Below are 26596 nucleotides of genomic sequence, written 5' to 3'. Positions count from 1 at the left end.
AATATACATCTAATCCGATACATCAGCAAAAGTGCATATACTTATGGGTTTATCAGCACGGCGGGGAGGCAATCTGTAAGCGTTATGATTGACAACATAACCAACTGGATAAAACTGATTATTTATTCAAAACTTCAATTTCGGTAGTTTTCGGGTTTTAATGCCAATATGTACTACTTTCTCTGCATTAACAGCCTTACAGACTTCACCACTGAAGCCGCTAAACATGCTTAAATAATTTTTTATTTTTGGCACATCAGTGGTGTTTTCAAATAATAAGTGCACTTATTTCTATGACTGGCCCTTCTTGTGAAGAATTTAAAGCTGTTTCAATCGAAAACTAATCAGTAAAGAGAGTAACAGCAATGAGCCTAAAAAAAGGGTAATACCAGACCAGCCGAACCAATGCCAGAAAATGCCGCCTAATGTCCCGGCAAGACTGGAACCCAAGTAATAGCAAAACAGATACATCGAAGACGCCTGGCCCTTTGCCCGACGCGCCCGCTGACCAACCCAACTGCTGGTCACTGAGTGAGCGGCAAAAAAACCCGCGGCAAATAGCATCATGCCGCAAAAAATCAAGACCAGCGTGTTTAAGGCGGTAAGCCCCAGTCCGAACAGCATCAAAATAATGGCGATATTCAACACAGGGCCACGCCCGAAACGATAAGTTAATGTACCTGCTTTGGGTGAACTATAACTTCCTGTAAGGTAAACGAGCGACAGCAATCCCACTACCGCCTGGCTAAGCAAATAGGGTGCGGCCAGCAGTCGATAGCCAATGTAATTGAACAGGGTAACGAACGACCCCATCAGCAAAAAACCCTGTAAAAACAGAAGTGGCAGCCCCGCATCATGCCAGTGCAGTTTGACATTCAATAGCAGGGCTTTAGGACGCAACGAACCCGGTCGGAAATGACGCGATTTAGGTAAAATCCGCCAGAAAGTCAGCGCCGCCATCAGCGCCAGCACGCCGATCACACCAATGGCGACCCGCCAGGGGAAATAGTCGGTCAATACACCGCTGACCAGACGGCCGCTCATCCCGCCAATCGAGTTGCCGCTGATATACAGCCCCATTGAAAAGGCTAACACGCTGGGATGAATCTCTTCGCTCAAATAGCTCATGGCAACCGCCGCCACGCCGCTGAGTGATAATCCGATCATCGCCCGCATGATCAGAACGCCTTGCCAACTGGTCATGAACGCACAAATTAGGGTGCTAATCGAGGCCAGCAACAGTGACACTACCATGACGTTCTTGCGCCCGATGGTGTCCGATAATGGACCTGTGAACAGCAAACCAACGGCCAGCATTATGGTGGAAACCGAAAGCGCCAAGCTGCTGGTCGCCGGTGAAATGGAAAAATCGTGCGAGAATACGGGCAACAAAGGTTGTATGCAGTAGAGCAGTGCGAACGTTGCCAGACCGGCAGAGAACAACGCCAGCGTGACACGCATAAACTGCGGGGTGCCGCGTTTGATATAGGGAGTTTTGCCGTTTGAGTTTGGGGAGTTCGAAGGTGATTCCGCATCGTCAATAACAGACACCGGCGCGGAAGATGGCAGGCTACTCAAGATAATTCCTTACTGGACATGGCAAATAAAAGAGAGAAGAGAAAGTGGGATCATAGAAGAGTGGTATTGTTCTGTATAATATATTAATAGTTATGATTAAGACGTTTAAGATATGAATATCGAACTTCGACACCTTCGCTACTTCATCGCGGTAGCAGAAGAGCTGCATTTTGGTCGCGCCGCCGAAAGGCTGAACATCTCGCAACCACCGCTTAGCCATCAAATCCAGATTCTGGAGGAGCAGATCGGCGCCAAATTGCTGGAACGCAACAACCGTAATGTTCACCTGACGCCGGCAGGCGCCATGTTTCTGAAAGAAGCCTGGACTATTATCGACCAGGTCGAGCAGGCAGCCGAACGCGCTTCACGTCTTCAGCGCGGCGAAATAGGAGAATTGACGATCGGGTTTACCTCGTCCGCGCCGTTCATCAAAAAAGTGTCGCGCAGCCTACTGTATTTCCGGCAATCCTACCCGGAAGTCCATATTCAAATGATGGAGTTGAATACGAAGCAGCAAATCGAACCGCTGCTGAATGGCAAGCTCGATCTGGGCGTGATGCGCAATAATCCCTTGCCCGATGCGCTCGAACATCAGTTGTTGCTGCATGAAGCGCTGGTTGCGGTTGTGCATGAAGAACATCCGCTGGCCAAACAATCCACGGGTGACCCCATCAGCATCAAACAGTTGGCGCCGGAGCCATTTGTGTTTTTCTCCCGCGCCGTGGGGACGGCGCTTTACGACGAAACGCTGACGCTACTAAAAAGATACGGCATCAGCCCGTATATCACTCAGGAAGTGGGCGAGGCGATGACGATTGTCGGGCTGGTTTCATCGGGTCTTGGCGTTTCCATTTTGCCCGCGTCTTTTGTGCGTATCCGCGTCGATGGCGTGAAGTATTTGTCACTGGCCGAATACGATGCCACAACGCAGGTGTGGCTGGTTACCGCCCGGCACCGCCCGCTGAACGCGGCCGCACAGACGCTGATCGGGCTTATGCTGGCGCACTAACCCATGCAATATGTGCGTTAAATCACATAACGAATCAAATATTTGACGGTTTTAGCGAAAAGGCCCACCATAACCGCAGTTTTTTATTTTGCAGCGTGAAAAATAGTAAGCAGATAACACTTAGCGGTCAGCCCGGTCGAAAAACAAATTCCCAGTCGCAGTATCAGCAATGTAGAGTAGGAGCCAGGTTTGTGATTGCCGACGGTCAACCCGGTCACATCGATCAAATTAAACAAATGAATGCCGGGGCAGTCTACCGGCTGATCGATATGTATGGCCCAATATCACGTATCGAACTGTCAAAACGCACACAACTGGCACCCGCAAGCATCACCAAAATCGTACGCGAACTGCTGGAAGCCCATCTGGTTCAGGAAACGGAATACCAGGATATCGGCAGCAGAGGACGTCCGGCGATCGGGGTGATCCTCGATACTCAGACGTGGCATTTTCTCTCCGTGCGCATCAGCCACAATTCCATGACGTTGGCACTGCGTGATTTGAGCAGCAAACTGGTGGCTGAAGATAACGCTCTCCTTTCTGCTGAACATCCTCAGCCTTTGCTCAATCGCATTTTAAATGAAATTGATAATTTCTTTATTCGGCATCAAAAACGTCTGGAGCGATTGACCGCCATCGCCATTACCGCGCCGGGGATCATTGACGCCACAGCCGGTATCATCCATCGCATGCCGTTTTATGATGTTGAAGAGATGGCTATCGGGCCTGCGCTGGCCCAACGCACCGGGCTACCGGTTTATCTGCAACACGACATCTGCGCCTGGACGATGGCGGAAGCGTTATATGGCGCTTCTCGCGGCTTTCAGAATGTCATTCAGCTCGTCATCGATCACAACGTGGGCGCGGGCGTCATCACCGGCGGACGCATTCTGCATGTAGGTAGCCGCAATCTGGTTGAAATCGGCCATACGCAGGTCGATCCCTATGGCAAGCGCTGCTATTGTGGTAACCACGGTTGCCTTGAAACCGTTGCCAGCACGGAAAGTATGCTGGAACTGGCCTCTCAGAGAATGAGCGCCTCCATGAGTTCTATTCTGCATGGTTCTCCGCTCACGGTGGATAACCTGTGCGACGCTGCCCTGAAAGGCGATCCGCTGGCGAAAGATATCATTCACGATGTCGGAAATAACGTTGGCCGCATTGCCGCCATCATGGTGAATTTGTTCAATCCGGATAAAATCTTGGTTGGTTCTCCGCTTAACAAAGCGGCCAGCATTTTATATCCGGCGATCATGGGCTGTATCCATCAGCAGTCTTTTCCGCCCTACAGCCATAACACCCAGGTGGAAGCGACCCAGTTTTATAATCAGGGGACAATGCCCGGCGCGGCATTAGTGAAGGACGCCCTGTATAACGGTTCTCTGCTGGTAAAACTGCTACAGGGCTAAGATATGCAGGATATGCAGCGCTCAGTTTTCAGGCATGGCCGAAGAGTGATGAGTGGAAATTTTCCAATCACTACCTCTCCAGGCATAAGTGAAAGTGTAACGGGCTAAGAGCTTTGACTTATCCGCGAAAGTGAAGGTATATATTCCAGTATCAATTGCTTTATTACAGCCAATACGTATGGTTCGGCTATTGATCTTTCCACGCGGTTTTTTGGCCAGGAAATGTTCAAAATAATCAATTCGCTCCGCTTCAGTCAGACGCACTTTATTAGAAACTGTGGGTATTAAGACCGCATCGCTCAGATAATTACTTGTAACCTTCTTTGCATCACCAGTCCGTAAAGCATCGTTCCATTTATCGAATAACCGTTCAATTTGAACACGATCAACTTTAACGCAGTTAGGCGCGGTTGCCGCCCACGCAGAGCCAGAAACCAACATCAGTGAACCAACAACGCCGAGTAATTTTTTCATACTAGTTCCTTTTAGTAAGATTGCTTCCCTTCAACTCAGGAATATCAATAAAAATGACCACAAACAATAACATTTTTATATAGTTACATTACTTTACTATAATTTAAACAAGCACGGAGATATGCATTGATTGCTACTCATATTTTCACACCAATGGAAAAAGTTACAAAGGCGCATCTCGCTCCCAAGCAGATTGATATGGCTTAATGTAAGTTTTCGTTCCACCGAGCATCAGCCCACAGAAACAAAACATTGAGCTAACGCAAGCCGCCTGAATAGTGCATCGCCTAGACTTTTACACTTGGAAAGCATTTTGTTGTGCTTGTTATTTTATTTTCAGGTGGGCCGGAGTTATCTCATGTTGAAACGTATTTTTGTCACAGGAACTGATACTGCCGTCGGTAAAACGGTGGTTTCCAGAGCGCTATTGCAAAAATTGGCAGTGAGTGGCAAGTCCGCGGCGGGTTATAAACCGATAGCGAAAGGGTGTATGGAAACAGAAGAAGGGATGCGAAACCGTGATGCGCAACTGCTGCTGGCCACATCCACCCTTAAATTGACCTATGAGCAAGTGAATCCCATCGCCTTACCGGAGGATGAAATCAGCGCCAGCGAACACTTGATCAACTATAGCGCCATGACGCAAGGGCTGCATTATCTGAGTGAAAACGCAGATGTGGTGGTTGTGGAAGGCAGCGGCGGCTGGCGTACGCTGATGAACGATCTGCGGCCCTATTCCGAATGGGTTATTCAGGAACAACTCCCCGTGGTGTTGGTTGTTGGTATCAAGCTGGGTTGTATCAGCCACGCGCTGCTAACCGCTCAGGCTATTCTTAACGACGGGTTGCCGTTGGTAGGTTGGGTTGCCAATCGCATTAATCCTGGGCTGGCAAATTATGCGGAAATCATAACGGTGCTACGCAAAAAGATTCCCGCGCCTCAGCTAGGGGAGTTACCTTATTTACCCCGGGCGGAACAGCGCGATTTATCCCCTTACATTGATCTCTCCGCCGTGGCGGATTGAGACAGATGGCTCTGACTCCCGCCTCAATAGCGGGAGCTTTTTTCTCTTTTTCTTTTCCCCTCGGCCATACGTCTGTCGGATAACACCTGATATACTCAAAACAGTCTTTCTTTCTCATAAAAAATGCAATGAAAACAGAGAATAACTCCGAACATCCTCCGGTTCCCCATCGTCACTGGGTATTGATTGCCTGTATGCTGGCCATGTTCACCGCAGCCATAGAGGTCACCATCGTTGCGACCGCATTGCCGACCATTATTGCGGATCTCGGCGGCTTCTCCCTGCTTGGGTGGGTTTTCGCCGGTTATTTGCTGACACAAGCCATCAGCATTCCGATTTATGGTCGGCTAGCCGACCTTTTTGGCCGTAAGCGAATTTTTTTCATTGGCACTGTCACGTTTCTACTGGGGTCAGTGCTATGCGGTTTTTCTACCAATATGGGATGGTTGATCCTGTTTCGTACCCTTCAGGGGCTGGGGGCCGGAGCAATTACCCCGATTGCATTTACCATTGTCGCTGATGTGTACAACAGTTCGGAGCGCCCAAAAATACAGGGCTATCTTTCGAGCGTCTGGGGCGTCTCCGCCATCGTCGGACCGCTGTTAGGCGCCTTTATCGTCCAACATTTCAATTGGGCGCTGATTTTCTGGGTTAATGTGCCAATAGGTTTGCTCTCCATTTTTTTACTGGCGCGTTATCTGCCCGCCGTCAATCAAAAATGTCCTCATCGGTTGGACTGGGCTGGCGCATTCTACCTTGCCCTTACCGTTGCCAGTCTGTTAATGGCGTTACTTCAAGCTGGGGTCTTTGGATTCTGGATAATTCCTATGTTGATCGTGGCGATCGGGGGCGGCGTTTTACTGTTCCGGCAGGAAAAGAGCGCCCCTGAGCCACTTTTTCCGCTGGCGCATTGGCGTAACAAGATCATCATCGCGGGTAATTTCGGCGGTCTGGCGATTGGGGCTGCGATGATGGGCGTCAGCGCTTTTATGCCAACATTTATACAAGGCGTGATGGGAAAAACACCACTGGAAGCAGGCAGTATCCTGGCGTTGATGTCTATTGGCTGGCCGCTGGCCAGTACGCTGAGCGGACGCCTGATGCTACGTACTTCCTATCGGTTTACCGCCATCAGCGGAGGCATTCTGATTATCGTCGGCAGTCTGGCGTTACTAACGCTTGACCGGAGCAGCAATCTTAACTGGGGCAGGGCCGCCGCGTTTCTGATCGGCGCTGGAATGGGATTGAGCAACACCACCTTTCTGGTATCGGTGCAAAATTCCGTAGACTATTCGACCCGTGGTATTGCGACAGCCTCCACCATGTTTAGCCGTATGCTGGGTTCCGCGTTGGGCACGGCCATTCTCGGCGCCACGCTCAACCTAAACCTGCATTGGCGTCTGCCTGAGCTGGACGATCCATTACAAATGTTGATGGATGTAAATAGCAGGAACATGATGAGTGCGGAACAATTCGATTGGCTTTCCTGGCAGGTATCGGCATCTATTCACTGGGTTTTTGTCGTTTCGGCATTGATAGCGGTAATGACGTTATTTTCAGCCTGTATGATCCCCGCCAATCAAAGGCCGGGGAGTGCTGACGCGAGGCGTGAATAGCAGGGCAGATAAGGCAGGGGGGTTACTGCACCGGTTGTGCCGGTGGGTTTTCCGTCGGGGTCGATACGTCATTCGTCCCCGCTTCACCTTCAGCATGACGGATATAGACAATCTTCTGTGAATCATTCTCACAATGACCAACCACCTGACCACCGACCTGACTGACCTGATCGTTAGGCACAATCTCCAATGAAAAACCTGATTCCAGTACGCCGTTATTGATTATCTTCTGTGAGATGTCGGCTTTAGCACTTTCACAAGACGCCTGCGCCGTCAGAGGGGCAACCATACCTAGAAACGTGCCAACAATGATAATTTTTTTCATATTGTCACCCTTTTATTTGGATAAATCTGGCTAATCGTCTGGTGTTATGCACACCAGACGGATATTGAAACTATATAAAGGATAGACTAAAAATCAGGGAGTGACCGGACGACCGGTCCGACGGTCGAGACAACGGTCAGTATTGGCTTCCCAATAGGCGTTCACATTATAGCTGGTGTTACATTTCTCACGACCGTCGATAGATTTTTCAACTTTATCGAACTCTTTCTCGGTACGAGCATTGACTTTATTACGCAGTGACCGCGTTGAATTCCATTGTTCACTGCTTTGTCGGGCGGCCTCTTTGGATAAAACACTGTCGCCTGAATCAATCACAACATGGCGAGTGTCCGCCAGCGCAGTCAGTTGCCAGACCGTGGCCGCCGCGAGCATGGAAAGCGGGATCAAAGCCCGGATCAGAGAAGCAAAGGGATATTGGTTCATGTTTCACCTTGACAAAACAAAGGATTGATACAAACGCCACGACAATCGTTATGACAAAGAACAGCTTATCGAAAGATCATCAAAACAATACGTCAGAAACAGTAGCGTTCCCTGCACAAAACGGCAGGCCGATATTGCCGCGCCCACCTGGATATTGATACGGTAACTATACCATTCTTCATCTCAACGACACTATAACCGCGATGAGTAAGTTAATTAAGGGGTCTATTGTGGCCTCTATAATTGACCGAAAAACAGTACCCTGATAGGTTAACTTTGTGTTTGGATAGGCACAAATTCAAGTATTTTTAATTCAATACATGGAGATCGTTATGAAGAAAATTATTAGTGGTCATGTTGCAGATTATATTTATACCCAATAAGATTTATTCACATAACAGTGTAAAGATTTATCGATAAATAAAGGGGAGATAGATGAAGGAGATCGGCCTTCCCGTCAAGACAAGGGAATATGAAAACCGTTTTTTCGATTCGACGGTTTGGAATGATTTTGTATACTGAGACGACGATATTGTTATTGCCAGTTACGCAAAGGCGGGCACAATGTTATTGCAACAAATTGTCGCTCAACTCATATTTAACGGTAGATAGCGAAAATATCTCCCTGGCTTGATTCTGTTTATCCCGATAAGGCAACCAAGTTAGATCAGGTTGAATCCCAGACCCACCGGCGTTTTCTTAAAACGCACCTGCCGGCGGACTCGCTTGTATTCTCCGAACGGGCTAAATACATTTACATTTGCCGCGATGGTCGCGACATTGTCTGGAGCCTCTACGACCATCAGTCGGCTCTCCGGCAGGAAGTTCAACCCACGCTGAACGCCGCAGAGGGAACAGCGGGGCGCTTGCGGGTTATGGCGCCCCCTGAGTCCTCAATTGTCGATTATTTTACTGACTGGCTTAATAAAGACGGTCATCCGTTCTGGCCATTTTGGGAAAGTGTTCGTTCGTGGTGGTCAATACGCCATTTACCAAATGTTCACATCGTGCATTTCGCCAATCTGATCGAAAATATGCCCCGCGAGATTCGCAGAATAGCGGAGTTTATCGACACGACCATCAATGAATCCCAATGGGAAGCAATAATCCGCCATTGCAGTTTCGATTATATGAAAATGCATGCCGCCAGATACGTTCCCCAGGGTGTCGGTCTCTGGAAAGAAGGTGGCAACGCCTTTTTCAGTAAAGGGAAAAATGCTCGCTGGCTGGCAGAACATTCTCCCTTCAGATATCTGCATCCAATATGAACAGCGGGCCGTCGACGAACTCGGCAGAGATTGCGCCCACTGGCTAGCGACCGGAAAGCTGCGTTAGTCAATTAATGTGATAAACGCCGTGCTGATTGTTGACAGCTATTATGGTTTTACCGCCATTATTCCTGATTATCCGCTTCCACGGCGTTGTACAATCGCTCAAGTATATCGGGAAATGCTGACTGCACGCGGTTCCAGCTAGGTACGAAGGGTTTATCACCCGGACTTTCGCTGTAGACCTGCCCGGAAAGGGTGATGACATCCGCGAACAGCTCTACGGCTGACTCTTCAGTATGTCGATCAAAGTGCAAGCCATTCATGCGGGCATCATGCTCAAAGGCATCGATCATATCGAGCGCGTTGCGGTAGTAAGTCGCGCGCAATACCCGAAACGAATCCGTCGTAATATTCACGCCCAGTATCGCCAGTTTACGATACAATGCTTTAGTAATATCGGTCGCCATGCGTTGCAGACCGGAATTAGGGTCATCTTCCGACATCGGCTGATGCTTATGATCATAGTTATCAGCGATGTCGACCTGACAGATACGACTCGTCGCCGTTCCCCGATGAATTTCAGACAGCACGCCAATTTCCAGTCCCCAATCGCTGGGAATACGCAGGTTATTTAAAATATGGGTACGCATGGCAAACTCGCCCGACAGCGGATAACGGTAGCTACGCATGTACTCCAGATAGTCGGAATTGCCATAAACCTTTTGCAAGGATTTGAGCAAAGGGAAAACCAGTAGCCGACCGACCCGGCCATTGAACTTTCCCTCGGCCACTCGTGCATAATACCCTTTGCAGAAATCATAATGAAAATGCGGGTTCGCCACCGGATAGAGCAGGCGAGCAAGCATACTGCGATCGTAAGTGACAATGTCACAATCATGCAGCGCGACGCAGGACGTTCGCCTCGAGGCCAGAGTATATCCGACGCAAAACCAAACATTGCGGCCTTTACCTGGCTCCATTGGCGCCAGTCCTCTGTCAGCCAGTTCATCGCTTAGCGTTGTCAACCGGGGTCCATCGTTCCACAAGATACGGTGGCGTTGCGGCAGACGGGAAAAAAACTTGCGGGCATAATGAAACTGTTCCTGGTCGGCACGATCCAAGCCAATTACAATCTCGCCAAGATAAGGCACCTGAGATAACAGGTCGACAATATTATCCAGAGCAGGCCCTTCCAGTTCTGAATAAAGGGAAGGGAGGATAAGTCCCATGCTGTTTTGCCCAGAAAACACCTGTAACTCATATTCCAGTTCTTCCACACTTCGCTGGGTAAGATTGTGAAAATTGGTAATGATTCCATCCTGATAAAATTCACTCATCGTGCTTCTCCCTCAGATTACATTTATGTTTTATGCGCCGTGTTGGGGTTGGTCGTTGAAAAACTTTTACCAATGAAGTGCGACAATCCTTCACTCCAACCAACAGGTCCCATGGCCTGCGTGCGATACAACTGGCCAACATAGTTTCCTGGTAACTCTACTAATTGATTACCCTTGCCTTTAATTAATACGGCATTGTCCATCGCACTTAACAACGAGACATCATTCGGCCCGTCACCAAGACCGATGGTTGTCACCGTAGTACCATTTTTATCGGCAAATTGTGCTTTTATCCAGTAGGCAGCAAGTCCCTTACTAACCTGTTGTCCCATTACATGATAGAAGCGTCCGCCCTGTGTCAGCGAAAGACCATGCTCAGCAAGGCGCTGACGAAAACGCGCTAGCGCCTCGGCGTCATCCAGCCACAACAATGGTTCAGAAGCTTCACGCCGACGTGCCAGTTCAGCATTTTGCAATGAAAGCCCGGTCACGCTGGCGACCGCCTCGCTATCCATGTCAGCGAATCCTTTAAATTTAAACGCGTCCTGCTCCCGTAACTGGCGAAGCAGGGTGCAAATGGAAGGGTAGTCAGCCTCAAAAATCTTACGCGGGTAGTCTGGGTGCGAACGCCACGTTGGGGGTAACGCAATCAACGCGCCATTTTCCGCAATATAGGGAAGATGGCTTAACCCCAGCTCGCTTTGCAACGGGCAGATTTCCGCCGCCGTTTTACTGGTGGTAATAATGACGGGAACGCTACCCCGAGCCAGCCGATCCAGCCACGGGCGAGCGGGCTCCCAACTGTAGGTATCGTGATCAAGCAGCGAACCGTCAAGATCGCTGAAAATCATCAGCTTGTCGCTCAATACTGGCATTGGTTCTCCATAATTTACGGAAGTAAACAGATAATAACGATGGGCATGAGTTCGTTGTTTTAAAGCCGGCTGAGATATCAACCTGATAATGCAGATGAAGTGCGACATTGATCGCTGTACTAACTGTATGCGGAAATCAGTGTTTAAGCAAATGACGTTGGGATGACACTAATTCCATCTCCCTTACACATGGAAGCGCTCTCTGCTTGAGAAGGGGATTCAAGTTTCCTTGAATGATTTCAATAGTAGCCCCGAAGTGTAATCAATTTAACATAATATACATTATGCGAACCAAACTAAGAATGGGCGGGAACTGGCGTTCCCGGAGCTGTCACAGGTCGTGCTGATGTGTTGAATCAAACACGATTTCCTCGGTGCCATCATCGTGATGCCGGATAATCTGGTAATCCGGCTCCGGGTTCTGGCTCTCAGCTTCATACGCCGCCCGGAATGCGGGATCTTTTAATAATGCCTCTTTCAGTTCGTGATGTGTCGTGAACTTCTTCATAAACCCGCCTCGCAGGAATGCTGCCGCGCCGCAATTAACGCCAAAGAAAACGCCAGAACTTTCTTGGAGCATCCGCCTAAAAAGCAAAAAGCAAATAGACATTTCTATCGAGCTTCGACAAAGGTAAGTATAAGCGGGAACGCCAGTTCCCGCTGTGCGTCATTTTACGAAATAGTTAAAGCCACCCGGCGGTACGTACAGAGCCCGGCAAATTCGGACAGCGCTTATTACCATGCGCCTGAGCGTGAGTACTTCGTCCTTAATGGGAGCCCGTGTTCACGACGAATAGAGTTTTCCGTGGGCTTTCCGGTTCTTTCATACTCATACTTGCCAAGCCCGACGGCTCGAAGTTCCTCTTTCCCAGATTTTGTGGATGCAGATGAAGCATCCTGAGTTATCGAGCCACCATATTTACTGGTTCCTGCCAAATGATGATTGGCGTGAATGAGTTCATGGGCTAATGCTATGAATGCGTTATCGGGATTTGCACCGGCAACGGGAACACCTGATAAATTTATCTCCGGCTCTGCAGCCATTTTACTCCAAGGTATCTCCGATGCCGTCCCCTTTTTATTGATAATACTGGAACTGGTTGATTCCTTAATTAGCACAGACTCAAAATCCCTTTGTGTTGGATTGTTTCCCAACTTACTTATTTGGGAAAGTGTCAATCTGGGTCTGGCTACGGGTGCCTGTCCAGCACTCGCTTCCGAAATAGTTACGTATTTCTCGTGGGTAGATATCTCGGATATTTTCTGCAAAAGGCGTTGCCCGGTTGGGCCTGACTGGATTCGATTGAGGGATTCGACAACATCATTCTCAAAACTGGGAGATGAATAACTTCCTATCCTGATTCCTGGAAAATTGTTCATATAAACGACTCGTTCTGATTGATATACCCAGCATACTGAAATTGCAGGTTAATTTATCGGTTATATCGCCGACCGTGGTATATGGGTATATAAATAAAACAAACACATTTTCATGTGCGCCTAAGAAGTATTTATTTAACTCTACTTCTTGGCATATTAGTCGATATTAAAGGCACCTTGTCTTAACTCAAAATGTAAATACATTCATCAACTATAATCAATAACCATTTGTTCTTATTACAGGAAGGTCAGTATATGTTTATATATGGAAATAGATTCTAATTCTATTTGCATTATGAATATATATGGATATATTTTTTATTAAAATTGGATCATAAAACAACGCCCCGCTGTTAACTTCATTATTATTTACTCCCGTTATCAATACGGCTGTCGATGTTAACTATTTTTTCAGTTTTTCATGACCCTCCCCCCTTTTTTCCACTACAATGAAGTATCTTCATTTACCCGGTGACCCACCCCCCTATGTCTCGATTAACCCAGAAAGATATGACCGAAAGTGAACAGCGTCAGTTGAAAACCCTGCTCGATCAGGAAAGAAAAAAACTGGGGCGCCCCCTGACTAATTCCGAAAATAACCATATCAAACACGATTACATCGATAAATTAACGCAAGAACGAGAGGCTGAGGCTAAAAAGTCCCGAGCCGAAAAGAAAAAAAACAAGTTTAAACCGGATGCTTCAACGACGTATGAATGGTCTGCCAACACCAATCTTCGTGGCCGGCGTTAATCCCGATAATCAAACGTCTGCATAATGGGGGAAAAGCATTTGAATGGCAGACCAGAACTCTGCCATTCAGTACAAAATCAAATGTCTTTCAATACATTGAGGGCATCGATGGTCATGGATGGCGCGAACTCGGTAATGTTGTAATCAGCAACCGCATTGAACGGGTCCTCGGCCAGCACCGTCTCAAGCGCTTGACGTTCCATCGTTTTTGCGAAAATCACTCCGCCCGTTCGCGGTATTTTTCTACCGGAAGCGATAAATACCCCTTGTGTGTAATACTTCTTCAGCCACTCGATATGGCCTTCCAGATGGGTTTCAACTACGTCGATCGGTTTATTGTAGGTCAGATTAACGATAAACATTCTTCATCCTCTTCTAAACGGTAACTGATTCATTCACTTGAGATTAAGGATGAGTTGCAGCAAGATGGCAACCCTTATCCGTTTTACCCTGTAACCGGAACAAGTGCGTTTTTTCTCCCGTATTCCCTGTTTTCACGTCGTCTATGGCTGAAATATTTGTTAATTTTGTCCTTTCTTTAACCGTTTGATTCGCCTTGATTAGCACTAAGGTATACCCTGTCGCAGATTACACTCTATATTTTCTGCTTTAGGTATCTATCACAAAAGGTCTCTTTTGCGTGGCAAAATTATTTTTACGTAGTGGAAGTTTGGATGATTTTCTGGCGCTGGGCGAAAATGGACAGCCGGTTTATGCATCAGCACTTCAGTTACGGGAAACTTTACGTCTGCGAAAACAACCGCAGATTGCAGACTGTCTGGCTATTCCCCAACCCAATGAAAATGGCGACCGGATTGACTGGTATTCGCCGATCGAAGGTAAAGTTACCTCATGGATTGCCGCCAGCGAAAAAGAACGCGATATGGCGTTAAAACGGCTGGAAGCCTATCAATCCGCCGTCGCTGATATCAGCCAACATGCACAAAGTGCGGAAAAAGCCGGTCAGAAATTGTTTGGCGTCCTGCTGGCGAAAGCGCTTCAGTTTCCTGGGCCAAATCATGTTTATCTGGTTGATGGCAATCCAGTTTTGACCTTCTGGGGTTTTGTTAATCTGGATAAGAAATCTCGCACCGACGCGCTTGATTGCCTGCGTCCGGCAGAAAAAGAGAGCGAACCAGAGGTTGCCGTTCCCACGTCCTTCGCGCCGCCCGAAGAGCCGGCGACGCCTTCAGCGCCCAAACCTGAACTCGTCGTCACACCCGCAGCAGTTCCCGCCCGCAGCCCCTGGCTAACCATCGGGTGGTGGTTACTCCCGGCAGCGGCGTTAATGGCCGTCTTAACTTTCCAAATTCGAGGATGCGTATCCGAACAAAACGCGTCCCCTGCTCCTGCGCCATTAGCCGCAACCAATAAACCAGAAAAACGCGCCTTGCCTGCTTCCGTCCGCGAACCACAGGCAGAGACGCCTGTATATAACTCAGCGGCACCGTTATCTGTACCGCCAGAAATCGTATCCGCCGAACCAGTAATCGAAGAGGCCGCGCCTGCTGAGGCGGTCGTTGTGGAAACACCGGCAGCGAAACCGCCTGTCGCCACAGAGCCGAAAGAGAGTGCGCCCGTGCCAGTTGAATCCGCGCCGACACCTGCCCCAGAGCCCGAAGCCCCGGTGATCCAGGCGGGTAAAGACGAACTGGTGATGCCTGCCGACGCCGTGCGTTTGGGCTCAATCAAATTCCTTAATGGAAGCTGGCGTATCGCCGTTGATGCGAAAACGCCGCCGATCACCGGCAGGCCGCCAAGCCTGAGATATCAAATCAAAAACGGTAAAGGCACCGCGCGAATTACGCATGGCGACGGCGTTACTTGTCGTGCAAATATTGAAGCCGGGTTAATGAGCTCCGGTAATCTGATTATCAACAGCCGTACCAAAGCAAGGTGCAGCGATGACTCCAGATTCCAGATGCCTGAAATCGTATGTAAACAAAGCGCGAATGGCGCTGCTGCGGAGTGTATCGGGCGCTACGACGCTAACGCGATCTTCCCGATGACGATAAAGCGTGAGAGTAAATCCTAATGCTGGCAACGATCACTGATTACAAACAAAGAATTACGCTTATTCAGGACAGCGGAATCCAATTTCTGGATTTCGCGTTAAAACCGGAATCACGCATTGACTTCCCGAATAAATATGTCCGTAAAAGTGCCAATGGGCCGCTACTGCGTCTGATTTATGATGAGCAGACTGATAAATATTTTCTGCCGTCTCCCGTGGGAACGCCACCGGAAGTGGTTAAGCCGGAGCTAAGTATTCCGCTTGAGCAATCACTGAAACTACTCGAAAAGATCTGGTTGCCGCTGCCTTTTTTGCGTTTTAATCCGCCGCGCACCTTCATGGGTGGACCAGATAACTGGGCGCGGATGCAGGTTATCGCGCTGGACGCGCCGGATTTGGACGGTAATACCCATCGCATCTGTCTGGCGTTTGACACCAAAGTGTATCCTGAAGGCCATGCTTACGAAGCCTTGGCTCCCAATGCTAATGACATCAAGACCGGCGGCAGTTTTGCGCTGGCCTATCACAGTGACGAACTGGGTGAATTTCTCGATCATACCTGGGTAGATGGCTGGCTGAGAGAAGTGTTCACTCAGCAGGCAACCCTGCTGGAACATCGGGATGACCGGGAGATCAAAGCCGCGCTCAGAGGGTTTGAATATCAGGCGCACTACATGAACCTGCTGGACATGCTGGGCAACCAACTATCAGTACCAGAAATTCGCATTAATACCGGCACGTTGCAAGAACCCGCAATTAACGTGGATCTGATCCTTGACGTGGGCAACTCCCATACCTGCGGTATTCTGGTTGAAGATCACGCCAATGAAGACAACGGTCTGAAACAAACCTATGAGCTGCAACTGCGCGACCTCAGTCAGCCGCATTACCTGTATAACGAACTGTTTGATAGTCGTGTTGAGTTTGCCCAGGCCAAATTCGGTAAGCAAAACTTTTCGGTGGAAAGCGGTCGTGATGACGCCTTTATCTGGCCTTCCATTACCCGCGTCGGCCGGGAAGCCAGCCGCATGGCGTTGTTGCGTCAGGGTACGGAGGGGGCGACCGGCATTTCCAGCCCGCGCCGTTATTTATGGGATGAAGAGAGCTATGCGCCCGGCTGGCGTTTCAGTCAACCGGATGTTCACTCGCAGAGTGAACCGCTGGCAACCGCCATGCCGCTGACCATCCTGCTTAATGATGAAGGCCAACCGTTGTACGACCAACCGCTGGATGAGCGCTTGCCGGTCTTCTCCCCGCACTACAGCCGCAGCGCCATCATGACGTTCATGCTGTCTGAACTGCTGCTTCAGGCGATGATGCAGATGAACAGTGCGGCGCAGCGGCTGAAAATGATCCACTCTTCAGCGCCGCGCCAACTGCGCAACATTATTCTGACGCTGCCTTCGGCGATGCCGAAACCAGAACGGGAAATCTTCCGCCGCCGGATGCACGAAGCGATCGCGTTGGTGTGGAAAGCGCTGGGCTGGCATCCGATGGATGACGATTTCACGACGCTTTCAGACAAGCAGAAAAGCCGCGTACCGGTGCCGGAAGTCCAAATCGAATGGGACGAAGCCACCTGCGGGCAAATGGTCTATCTGTATAATGAAGCGCAGGTGAATTTTGGCGGACGGGCCGAAGACTTTTTTTCCAGTATGGCGCGCCCGGATAAAGAATTGGCTGAAGGTGAACCTGCGGGCAAAACGCTGCGCATCGCGTCGATTGATATCGGCGGCGGCACCACCGATTTGGCGATTACGCAATATTTGCTGGATGACGGCGTCGGCAATAACGTCAAAATCATTCCGCGCTTGCTGTTCCGCGAGGGCTTCAAGGTCGCGGGAGACGATATCCTGCTCGATATTATCCAGCTTTATGTGTTACCGGCGCTTCAGGCGGCGTTGAAAAATATCGGTATGGCCAGCCCGGACGGGTTGATGGCGAAACTGTTTGGCAGCGAAGGCCGTATGGACGGGCAGCTCACGCTGCGCCAGCAGGTGACGTTACAGATATTTATCCCCATTGGCCGCGCCATTCTGGAAGCCTATGAAAGTTTCGATCCGCTGGATACCAGCGCCGAAATCGAATCCTCGTTTGGCGAGTTGCTGACGCAACAGCCGACGTCCAACGTGCTGGAATACATCAATACCGAAGTTCAGCGCGAACTGCCGGTGGGCGACAATACGTTTGATATTTTACAGGTGCCGCTGATCCTCAAATTGAGCAAGTTGCACGGCGAGTTCTTGTCTAACCGCATGAATATTACGCAGAATCTGCGTTTAATGTCCGAGGTGGTGTCGCTCTACTCCTGTGATATTTTACTGTTAACCGGCCGCCCTTCCCGTTTCCCCGGTATTCAGGCGCTGTTCCGGCATTTACAGCCGTTGCCGATTAACCGCATGTTATCGCTGGACGGCTACCATACGAGTGACTGGTATCCGTTCAATAAACGCGGACGCATTGATAATCCGAAGTCGACTGCGGCCGTTGGCGCCATGCTGTGTCTGCTGGCGCTCGATCTTCGCTTGCCGGGTTTCTATTTTAAAGTCGGGGATTTCCAGCCCTATTCCACGATCCGCTATCTCGGCATGATGGACAGTAACAACGCCCTGACCACGGATAACGTGTATTACAGCGATATCGATCTGGATGTGGCGGATTTCGAGCTTGATCCGAATGCCAGTTTCCAGGTGCGCGGTTCACTGTGTCTGGGCTTCCGTCAGCTCGACAACGAACGCTGGCCCGCGTCTTCGCTATACACCCTATCCATCGTCGATCAGGAACTGGCCAGAAGAGTCGTTGGCGACAGCGTCCTGCGCGTCAGGCTGGCGGTAACCAAAGGTGACGGTCAGGATAGCCCGGAACGTTTTGAAATCGCGGATGCCGTTCTGGAAGACGGCGCCCATGTTCCTCCGGAACATTTACGCCTTAAGTTGAACACCCTAACTGCTAGCGGAACAGGCGCAACGCATTACTGGATCGATAGTGGGAGCGTATTTAGAAAATGAGACCTTTAACGCCCAAACAACTTTCTATCCAACTCAACAACCAGCTACAGGCCGTCGCTGAGAGCGTTGATCACGCCATCGATTGGATTGAAAACACGCGGCAAGATGCGCCGCGTCTGGATATGGAAGCGGATCGGCTGATCGTCAAGCTGCGCCGTCACCGCAACAAGGCAAAACACCTCTCTGAAGTATCGCTCAAAGAGATCGCCATTGGATTCTTTGGTTTGTCGCAGGCGGGAAAAGCTTACCTGATTGCTGCGCTGGCATCTGGCGAGAGCGGCAAGCTGGAAACATCGTTTGAAGGACAACAGCTCGATTTCCTAACGCACATCAACCCGGCGAATCAGCCCACCTCGCTGGTCACGCGTTTCAGCCGCCAGGCAGGTGTAAAAAACAAATCCTTCCCGGTACAACTGTTACTGCTCAGCGAAGTGGATATCGGCAAGATTATGGCGCATGCCTTCTTGCACAATCTCAATCAGCAGACCGTGACCGAGGATTGGGACGAACATCAAATTACCGAACACCTGAAAACGCTGCTAAGACACCGCCAGCCGGAACCGGTCGAAGGTATGACTCGTGATGAAGTGGTCGAACTGTGGGATTATTTGGCCCGCCACGATGCCAAACGGCAAAAGCAGTTGGAAACCCACTTTTGGCCGGTCGCCGTGGAGTTGGCTCCCTACCTCAGCATTGACGATCGCGCGCATCTGTTTTCGCTTCTATGGGACGAACTCACCACGCTGACCGCAGCTTATCGCCATTTTGCTCACACCTTGCAGCCTCTCTCCGGGGCAAGTAAAGTGCTGGCGCCGCTCAGAATACTTGTCGATGAAAACCAACACCCCACCAACGGTATGATTAATGGCGCGATGCTGGCGCGACTCAACACCGCTTCAGACCCCGCCGTGTTGGTTCGCCCGGTGCTGAATGGGCGTGCGGGGAAAACCGTTGAGCTATCGCAAGCGGAGTTAACGATGCTGACCGCCGAATTATTGATCCCGCTGCATGCGCCTACCCGCGAACCCCTGTTTGAGCAAGTCGATATTCTGGATTTCCCCGGTTTTGGCGATATCACCGAGTCTACAGAAGCACTTCAGGCGGCGGAAAACGCCAGCAGCGACGACTACCCGCTGACGCAAACGCTGTTACGCGCTAAACGCGCATACCTGTTGGAACGATATACCGATAATCAGGAGATGAATGTCCTGATGGTTTGCTCCGCCGCCGGCAAACGCGAAGATGTCAAAATCGTTGGCAAAGCGCTGGATTTCTGGGTGCGGCAAACGCAGGGGGAAAACACCCAGATTCGTAGCCGCCGCAAGCCGGGTTTAATTTGGGCGGTCACCCGGTTTGATCGACGCATTACCCACGGACAGAACTATGACGCCGCCGTACAGCGTTATGTCGGCAATCCTGGCGACACCTGGGGAACCATGCTGGCTATGGATAAACGCGGCGTTACCCGGATGGCGACTTGGCTGGGAGCTGAGGTACACCGGGAAGTGAAGCTTGGCCGCCTCAGCGAGCAACTCAGTGAAATTCAGCGCGAACTGAGCGATAACCTGCTGGGGAACTGGTATCAGCCCGCCGGGACTGACGACCCGGCGGAGAAACAGCGCATCGCGGAGACGCTGCTTAAATCATTGCAAACCAGAACCGGGGTACATGGCGAGCTACTGGAGCGCCTGTTGCCTTCCCGTGATGAACTGCGCCGTCTCTACCTGAAACAGCAAGACCGGACGAGCTATGGCGCTTACCATGCAGAAACCGAGGAGTCCGGCGCGCCATCCGTCAGCGCCGATCCTTTTGGTGTCGGGATCGAGATCGATCTGTTCGCCAACGATCCGATCGAACTCAAGCCACGACAATCTTCCCCTGCACAGGCGCTCGGCCAGGGTTATGAAGCCGAGTACGCCCATTATGTGTATCGTTACTGGATCAATCATCTGCGCAGCCTGCCTGAAAACGCGCCATTGATTGAGCTGTTGGGCGTGCCAAAAGCAACGATTGAAATTTTGGCGGAAGAACTCATTACCGCCAGTATCCGTCTGAATATTGAGGACGCGCTGGTTAATAGGCTGGTTGATACGGAACAACTGGGCGTACACCGCGAAAGCAAAGCCGACCGCCAGATTTCCCGTGTGATAACCGTGTTGGGTGACTTCGTGGCATGGCTGGGCTTCCAGCAAATGGAGGAAGCGCGGCGCCCTGCCAGCCGAATCAACCGGGGTCACAAAATTTTCGCCAAGCCGGAAAAACAGTCGGTAAACTTCGGTGCCTCACAGCGTCTGACCAAACTGGCGCTGACGCCGACCAATAATACCGCTTTTTATATCTATGACTGGCTGGTTGGTCTGAATGAAATGATTATTCAGAATGCAGGATACTCCGCAGCACGCGAAGTCAGCGCCGAACGGCGCGAGCAGTTAGGCGCTATTCTGGCGCAGATTAAACCTGTAGAAAAATGAGGCATCGCGCACAAAAACCGCCGTGTGTTTTTGTGCGCGGATTCTTAAAAGGTGTTTAAGTCACAAATACTATTTTAAAGTTGATATCTCTCCCCTGTTTTTAGTGATTTATTCCTCTTTTTTATAGTGATTATGTGATATTCATCGTGTTTTATTTTTATTATTGCAATATCTACCGGATACCGACACTTTACTGAAGATCTCAGTTTCGGCACTCAGATAAGAAAAAAATATGAAGCTTTTCTTTCTGAACAAAATGACAACGCTTGGCGGTGAATTAATAATTGTTGCGGATGAAAATAATCACCTTCTGACAATAGAATGGCGTAAATAGGAAGAAAAAAATTATATCGTTCATTCAATCGCAGTTATCGACACGCCCCTTTTTCATTGCAACCTTGCCATAATCCGGGCGGACCGACCGAGAGTCTGCAACGCCAAGCGAGTATTTATCGTTTATTCATCTATATTGGTCTTTTCAGTGAATTCGCAGTCTTATCACCGACCATAAAAGCTGTTAAAATTGACCGATATCAATTATTGCCTGAGCAAAGTCTATGATCCCGGAAAAGCGAATTATTCGACGCATTCAGTCTGGCGGTTGTGCTATACACTGCCAGGATTGCAGCATTAGTCAGCTATGTATTCCTTTTACCTTAAATGAACATGAGCTCGATCAGCTTGATAATATCATTGAAAGGAAAAAACCCATTCAGAAAGGGCAGACGTTGTTCAAAGCGGGCGATGATTTAAAATCGTTGTACGCTATCCGCTCAGGCACTATTAAAAGTTATACCATCACCGAACAGGGTGATGAACAGATTACCGGCTTCCATCTGGCTGGTGATCTGGTCGGTTTCGATGCAATCGGTAACGCGCAACACCCTAGCTTCGCCCAGGCGCTGGAAACCTCTATGGTTTGTGAAATCCCTTTCGAGACGCTGGATGACCTCTCTGGCAAAATGCCTAATTTGCGTCAACAAATGATGCGCTTGATGAGCGGTGAAATCCGTAGTGACCAGGACATGATCCTGCTGCTTTCGAAGAAAAATGCGGAAGAGCGTCTGGCGGCGTTTGTTTATAACCTATCGCGCCGTTTTGCTCAACGCGGTTTTTCTCCTCGCGAGTTCCGCTTGACGATGACTCGTGGCGATATCGGCAACTATCTGGGATTAACCGTTGAAACCATTAGCCGTCTGCTGGGACGCTTCCAGAAGAGCGGCATGCTGGCGGTAAAAGGTAAATACATCACCATCGAAAATATTGACGCGCTTTCCGAACTGGCGGGAACGCCACGCAGAACGTAGGCCTTTGCCGGATCAATAATTTGCTTTTTTTATTGATCCGGCGCCCTCATCATCAGTTGTTCAAAACGATTCCCATAGAGTACTCTTGATTTACAGACTGTGTATCAACAGCTGTTTGGAGGATCTATGGCAAAGTATCAGAACTTACTTGTCGCTATCGACCCGAATCAGGATGACCAACCAGCGCTGCGTCGGGCGGTTTATCTGGTTCAGCGACTTGGCGGCCGTATCAAGGCTTTTCTGCCTATCTATGACTTCTCTTATGAGATGACCACCCTGCTTTCTCCTGATGAACGAACCGAAATGCGGCAAGGCGTCATTCAGCAACGAACCGAATGGATTGCGGAGCAATGCAAATATTATCTTGATGCGGGCGTACAGATAGAGATCAAAGTGGTCTGGCACAATAAGCCATTTGAAGCCATTATCCGGGAAGTCATTGCCGGACAACATGACTTGTTGTTAAAAATGGCGCATCAGCATGATCGACTAGAAGCCGTTATTTTCACCCCAACCGACTGGCAACTGTTGCGTAAATGCCCCTGCCCGGTGTGGATGGTGAAGGATCAGCCCTGGCCGGAAGAAGGACGGGCTCTGGTTGCCGTCAATTTGGCCAGCGAAGATCCTTACCATGACCCCCTCAATATTAAGCTGGTTTCCGAAACGCTGGAACTGGCAAAACAGGTAAATCAAACTGAAGTCCATTTGGTTGGCGCCTATCCAGTGACCCCTATCAATATTGCAATCGAACTGCCAGACTTTGATCCCGGCGTGTACAACGATGCCATTCGTGGTCAGCACCTTATCGCGATGAAATCATTACGCCAGAAATTTAATCTGGATGAGAGTGTCACCCATGTGGAAAAAGGCTTACCGGAAGAAGTGATTCCCGATTTGGCGGAGCATTTGCAGGCTGGGGTTGTCGTGCTGGGATCGCTCGGCAGAACAGGTCTATCCGCCGCGTTTATCGGTAATACGGTAGAACACGTTATCGATCACCTGAAATGTGACCTGCTGGCTATCAAACCGGATGATTTTGTTTCACCGGTTACCCTTGAAGAAGAAAATGACGACGCGTAGTGCCACTCAAAAGTAAATTTAAAAGGGGCGATGTCGCCCCTTTTAATCTTCTTTGATACTTATCCAACGCGGGTTACAGCGCTTTCAATATTGCTTCCACGCTCTCTTTGGCATCGCCGAACAACATTTGCGTATTTTCTTTGAAGAACAGCGGATTTTGAACCCCGGCATAGCCGGTATTCATTGAACGCTTAAATACGATGACGTTCTGCGCTTTCCATACTTCCAGCACCGGCATCCCGGCGATTGGGCTATTCGGATCTTCCTGCGCGGCTGGGTTAACCGTATCGTTAGCGCCAATAACCAGTACGGTGTCGGTATCGGTGAAATCATCATTGATTTCATCCATTTCCAGCACGATATCGTAAGGTACTTTGGCTTCCGCCAACAATACGTTCATATGACCAGGCAAGCGTCCGGCAACCGGATGAATGCCAAAACGGACGTTAATACCGCGGGCACGCAGTTTGGCCGTAATATCGTGTACCGGATATTGCGCCTGCGCCACCGCCATACCGTATCCCGGCGTGATAATGACAGAGGTTGAGTTCCTGAGCAATTCCGCGACCTCTTCCGCAGACGCTTCGTGATACTCGCCCATTTCCTCGCTTTCACCCGTCGAGGAGCCGTCAGTACCGAAGCCCCCGGCAATCACGCTGATGAAAGAACGGTTCATCGCCTTACACATGATATAAGAGAGAATCGCCCCTGAAGAGCCGACCAGCGCGCCAGTAACGATCAGCAGGTCGTTGCTCAACATGAAACCCGCGGCGGCAGCGGCCCAACCGGAGTACGAGTTCAGCATAGAAACCACGACCGGCATGTCGGCGCCCCCGATAGAGGCAACCAGATGCCAGCCGAACGCCAGCGCAATCACCGTCATCAGCAGTAACGCGATAACCTGCAACGCCACGCTGCCAGTGTTGACAAAGAGCAACAACAGCAGGAAAGAAACAATCAGCGCTGCCAGATTCATTTTATGGCGATGTGGCAGCATCAGCGGTTTGGATGAAATAATGCCGCGAAGTTTGCCAAACGCCACCACCGAACCGGTAAAGGTCACCGCACCAATGAAGATGCCTAAAAAGACCTCCGTTAAATGGATGTTCACCAACACAGGATCGGTAATTTCGCCGTGATCGAGGAAGCTGTTAAACCCAACCAGCACCGCAGCCAGACCCACAAAGCTATGAAGAATCGCGACCAGTTCCGGCATTTCGGTCATTTCAACCTTACGTGCCAGATAAACACCGATCGCGCCGCCAATCACCATGGCGACGATGATCCAGCCGACATTGCCGGCATCCGGCCCCAGAATGGTGGCAAACAGTGCAATCGCCATCCCGGTAACGCCGAATATATTCCCCTGCCGAGACGTTTCATGCTTGGACAACCCGGCCAAACTGAAGATAAACAAAATTGCGGCAACAATGTATGCAGCTGTAACTAATCCACCAGACATATGTTACCCCTTAATTTTTGCGGAACATTTTCAGCATGCGCTGAGTGACGGTGAAACCACCGAAAATATTGATGCTGGCAATCAACACGGCAATAAAGGAAAAGAAAGATACCCATCCACCGTGACCGATTTGCAACAATGCCCCCACAACAATAATGCCGGAAATCGCGTTGGTTACCGACATCAGAGGCGTATGCAACGCATGGCTGACGTTCCACACCACGTAATAACCCACGACGCAAGCCAGCGCGAATACGGTGAAGTGCGACAGAAACTCTTTCGGCGCCACGTTAGCCAGCCAGCCAAACAACAGGATCGCCAGAGCGAGGAAGGCGTACTTCTTCCAGGGAGACACGGGTTTGGCTTCTTCCTTTACTGCCGCAGCGGCAGGTTTTGCCTGTTGCGGCTGGGCGGAAACCTGAATCGGCGGCGCCGGCCAGGTGACTTCGCCATCCTTGATGACGGTCACGCCACGAATGACATTGTCTTCAAAATCAACATCAATTTCGCCATTCTTCTCTTTGCATAGCAGTTTCAACAGGTTAACCAGGTTGGTGCCATAAAGCTGAGAAGACTGGGTCGGCAAACGACTTGGCAGGTCGGTATAACCGATGATTTTGACGCCGTTTTCCGTTACCGTTATCCGATCGGCGACGGTCAGTTCGCAGTTGCCGCCTGTTTGCGCCGCCAGATCGACAATCACACTGCCGGGCTTCATGCTCAGCACCATCTCTTTAGTAATCAGGCGCGGTGCAGGTTTGCCGGGAATTAGCGCGGTAGTAACAATGATGTCCACGTCTTTTGCCTGGGCGGCAAACAGTTCCATTTCAGCTTTGATAAAGGCTTCCGACATGACTTTGGCATAGCCGTCGCCGCTGCCCGCCTCTTCTTCAAAATCGAGTTCCAGGAACTCGGCCCCCATGCTTTTGACCTGCTCTTTGACTTCCGGGCGTGTGTCAAAAGCGCGGACAATCGCGCCAAGGCTACCGGCGGCGCCGATTGCGGCCAGACCAGCCACGCCCGCACCGATAATCATGACTTTGGCAGGTGGTACTTTACCGGCAGCCGTAATCTGTCCGGTGAAAAAACGGCCAAACTCATGGGCAGCTTCGACAATTGCGCGATAGCCTGCGATGTTGGCCATGGAGCTGAGCGCATCCATAGACTGGGCTCGGGAAATACGCGGAACCGAATCCATTGCCAGCACCGTAACCTGACGGGCTGCCAGCTTCTCCAGCAGTTCTGGATTCTGAGCTGGCCAGATAAAGCTGACCACAATGCTTCCCGCGCGGGTTAGCTCAATTTCATCATCCTGCGGTGCGTTCACTTTCAGGACGATGTCGGATTGCCAGACTTCAGTCGTGTCAGCAATTGACGCGCCGGCTTCCTGATATGCCGCATCATCAAAGCTGGCCAGTTTCCCCGCCCCACTCTCTATTGCGACCTCAAAGCCGAGTTTCAGCAACTGTTCAACCGTTTTCGGCGTTGCTGCCACCCGGGCTTCATTGGTCAACCGTTCTCTTGGTACACCAATACGCATACTGATTCCCTTTTCGCTTATTTTAACGAAGGCTGTCATTTTCACTGTCTCTGTAAAATGAATCAGCCGAGACCCATTGCACCTTATATCTCTTAAAACAAATTCACCTATAACCTACTGAAAATGTGATCGATGATCCATACATAAAACGAATTTCACGTAAAAGCCGAGTGATTATGGGCGCCAGCGGTTCTTTTTGCACGAAAGCCGCGCTTAATT

At 50.0% G+C, this 26596-nt stretch carries 22 protein-coding genes and 1 pseudogene; 12 read left to right on the top strand and 11 right to left on the bottom strand.

From position 1 onward, the window contains the following. Positions 1-318: 318 nt before the first annotated feature. Positions 319-1578 carry an MFS transporter gene (locus EH207_RS08835; protein ID WP_137713660.1) on the bottom strand — a complete coding sequence of 420 codons (1260 nt, stop codon included), beginning with the start codon at positions 1576-1578 and terminating at the stop codon, positions 319-321. Between the two features lie 112 nt (positions 1579-1690). Here EH207_RS08835 and EH207_RS08830 point away from each other — a divergent pair, with 112 nt between their 5' ends. Beyond that, entirely contained in the window at positions 1691-2587 is an 897-nt protein-coding gene (locus EH207_RS08830) for a LysR family transcriptional regulator (RefSeq protein WP_137713659.1), read from the top strand. A 191-nt stretch (positions 2588-2778) separates the two neighbouring features. Next, complete coding sequence (gene mlc, locus EH207_RS08825) at positions 2779-3996, top strand: sugar metabolism global transcriptional regulator Mlc (RefSeq protein ID WP_137713658.1); 1218 nt, start codon at positions 2779-2781, stop codon at positions 3994-3996. 21 nt (positions 3997-4017) lie between these two features. Here the strand turns inward: mlc and EH207_RS08820 are convergent, their stop codons facing one another. Beyond that, positions 4018-4470: an SgcJ/EcaC family oxidoreductase gene (locus EH207_RS08820; RefSeq protein WP_137713657.1), complete on the bottom strand. Its 453-nt coding sequence runs from the start codon at positions 4468-4470 to the stop codon at positions 4018-4020. A 358-nt stretch (positions 4471-4828) separates the two neighbouring features. On the opposite strand from EH207_RS08820, the gene bioD reads away from it, so the two are divergent. Both bioD and EH207_RS08810 read left to right on the top strand, forming a co-directional pair. Next, complete coding sequence (gene bioD / locus EH207_RS08815; protein ID WP_137713656.1) at positions 4829-5494, top strand: dethiobiotin synthase; 666 nt, start codon at positions 4829-4831, stop codon at positions 5492-5494. A gap of 128 nt (positions 5495-5622) precedes the next feature. After that, positions 5623-7110 carry an MDR family MFS transporter gene (locus tag EH207_RS08810; RefSeq protein ID WP_137713655.1) on the top strand — a complete coding sequence of 496 codons (1488 nt, stop codon included), beginning with the start codon at positions 5623-5625 and terminating at the stop codon, positions 7108-7110. 82 nt (positions 7111-7192) lie between these two features. Here EH207_RS08810 and EH207_RS08805 read toward each other — a convergent pair. Then, positions 7193-7435, bottom strand: a pseudogene (locus tag EH207_RS08805) (DUF1161 domain-containing protein); the annotation flags it as partial. Between the two features lie 93 nt (positions 7436-7528). Beyond that, a complete protein-coding gene (locus EH207_RS08800; protein ID WP_137713653.1) occupies positions 7529-7879 on the bottom strand; it encodes a DUF1283 family protein in 351 nt (116 codons plus the stop codon). 531 nt (positions 7880-8410) lie between these two features. Between EH207_RS08800 and EH207_RS18605 the strand changes: the two genes are divergently transcribed. Continuing rightward, positions 8411-8491: a hypothetical protein gene (locus EH207_RS18605; protein WP_377805047.1), complete on the top strand. Its 81-nt coding sequence runs from the start codon at positions 8411-8413 to the stop codon at positions 8489-8491. Further along, the gene (locus EH207_RS08795; RefSeq protein WP_217496131.1) at positions 8488-9147 is read left to right on the top strand and encodes a sulfotransferase domain-containing protein; all 660 of its coding nucleotides are present in this window, start codon (positions 8488-8490) and stop codon (positions 9145-9147) included. Before EH207_RS18605 ends, EH207_RS08795 begins: the two co-directional genes overlap by 4 nt. A 125-nt stretch (positions 9148-9272) precedes the next feature. Here the strand turns inward: EH207_RS08795 and EH207_RS08790 are convergent, their stop codons facing one another. The 4 genes from EH207_RS08790 to xopG form a co-directional block, all read right to left on the bottom strand. Further along, a complete protein-coding gene (locus EH207_RS08790; protein WP_137713652.1) occupies positions 9273-10487 on the bottom strand; it encodes a glycosyltransferase family protein in 1215 nt (404 codons plus the stop codon). 23 nt (positions 10488-10510) lie between these two features. Beyond that, positions 10511-11362 (bottom strand): mannosyl-3-phosphoglycerate phosphatase-related protein, encoded by an 852-nt coding sequence (locus EH207_RS08785; RefSeq protein WP_137713651.1) that lies wholly within the window; start codon positions 11360-11362, stop codon positions 10511-10513. 331 nt (positions 11363-11693) lie between these two features. Next, positions 11694-11870 carry a hypothetical protein gene (locus tag EH207_RS18130; protein ID WP_175413662.1) on the bottom strand — a complete coding sequence of 59 codons (177 nt, stop codon included), beginning with the start codon at positions 11868-11870 and terminating at the stop codon, positions 11694-11696. Between the two features lie 227 nt (positions 11871-12097). Then, positions 12098-12742: a XopG/HopH/AvrPtoH family type III secretion system effector gene (gene xopG, locus EH207_RS08780; RefSeq protein WP_137713650.1), complete on the bottom strand. Its 645-nt coding sequence runs from the start codon at positions 12740-12742 to the stop codon at positions 12098-12100. Between the two features lie 486 nt (positions 12743-13228). Between xopG and EH207_RS08775 the strand changes: the two genes are divergently transcribed. Next, the gene (locus tag EH207_RS08775; protein WP_137713649.1) at positions 13229-13495 is read left to right on the top strand and encodes a YjbD family protein; all 267 of its coding nucleotides are present in this window, start codon (positions 13229-13231) and stop codon (positions 13493-13495) included. Positions 13496-13572: 77 nt separating this feature from the next. On the opposite strand, the gene EH207_RS08770 is transcribed toward EH207_RS08775, so the two are convergent. Continuing rightward, complete coding sequence (locus tag EH207_RS08770) at positions 13573-13857, bottom strand: YciI family protein (protein WP_137713648.1); 285 nt, start codon at positions 13855-13857, stop codon at positions 13573-13575. A gap of 278 nt (positions 13858-14135) precedes the next feature. On the opposite strand from EH207_RS08770, the gene EH207_RS08765 reads away from it, so the two are divergent. The 5 genes from EH207_RS08765 to uspE all read left to right on the top strand — a co-directional run bounded on the left by EH207_RS08765 (position 14136) and on the right by uspE (position 23375). Continuing rightward, positions 14136-15530: an SrfA family protein gene (locus tag EH207_RS08765; RefSeq protein ID WP_137713647.1), complete on the top strand. Its 1395-nt coding sequence runs from the start codon at positions 14136-14138 to the stop codon at positions 15528-15530. Next, positions 15530-18517, top strand: coding sequence for a virulence factor SrfB (locus EH207_RS08760; protein ID WP_137713646.1), 2988 nt, complete (start codon positions 15530-15532; stop codon positions 18515-18517). The genes EH207_RS08765 and EH207_RS08760 overlap by 1 nt, the downstream gene beginning before the upstream one ends. Next, positions 18514-20988 (top strand): putative virulence factor, encoded by a 2475-nt coding sequence (locus EH207_RS08755; protein ID WP_137713645.1) that lies wholly within the window; start codon positions 18514-18516, stop codon positions 20986-20988. Before EH207_RS08760 ends, EH207_RS08755 begins: the two co-directional genes overlap by 4 nt. Positions 20989-21545: 557 nt before the next feature. After that, entirely contained in the window at positions 21546-22295 is a 750-nt protein-coding gene (gene fnr, locus EH207_RS08750; protein WP_137713644.1) for a fumarate/nitrate reduction transcriptional regulator Fnr, read from the top strand. Between the two features lie 126 nt (positions 22296-22421). Beyond that, positions 22422-23375, top strand: a complete 954-nt coding sequence (gene uspE, locus EH207_RS08745) for a universal stress protein UspE (protein WP_137713643.1) — start codon at positions 22422-22424, stop codon at positions 23373-23375. Between the two features lie 73 nt (positions 23376-23448). On the opposite strand, the gene pntB is transcribed toward uspE, so the two are convergent. Continuing rightward, positions 23449-24837: a Re/Si-specific NAD(P)(+) transhydrogenase subunit beta gene (gene pntB, locus EH207_RS08740; protein ID WP_137713642.1), complete on the bottom strand. Its 1389-nt coding sequence runs from the start codon at positions 24835-24837 to the stop codon at positions 23449-23451. A gap of 10 nt (positions 24838-24847) precedes the next feature. After that, a complete protein-coding gene (pntA, locus tag EH207_RS08735; RefSeq protein WP_137713641.1) occupies positions 24848-26377 on the bottom strand; it encodes a Re/Si-specific NAD(P)(+) transhydrogenase subunit alpha in 1530 nt (509 codons plus the stop codon). Positions 26378-26596: the final 219 nt, after the last annotated feature.

Origin of the sequence: Brenneria rubrifaciens (genome assembly GCF_005484945.1) — a bacterium.
GTDB lineage: Bacteria > Pseudomonadota > Gammaproteobacteria > Enterobacterales > Enterobacteriaceae > Brenneria > Brenneria rubrifaciens.
The sequence above is the reverse complement of the archived record's forward strand: the minus strand, read 5'-3'. Positions and strand labels throughout refer to the sequence as shown.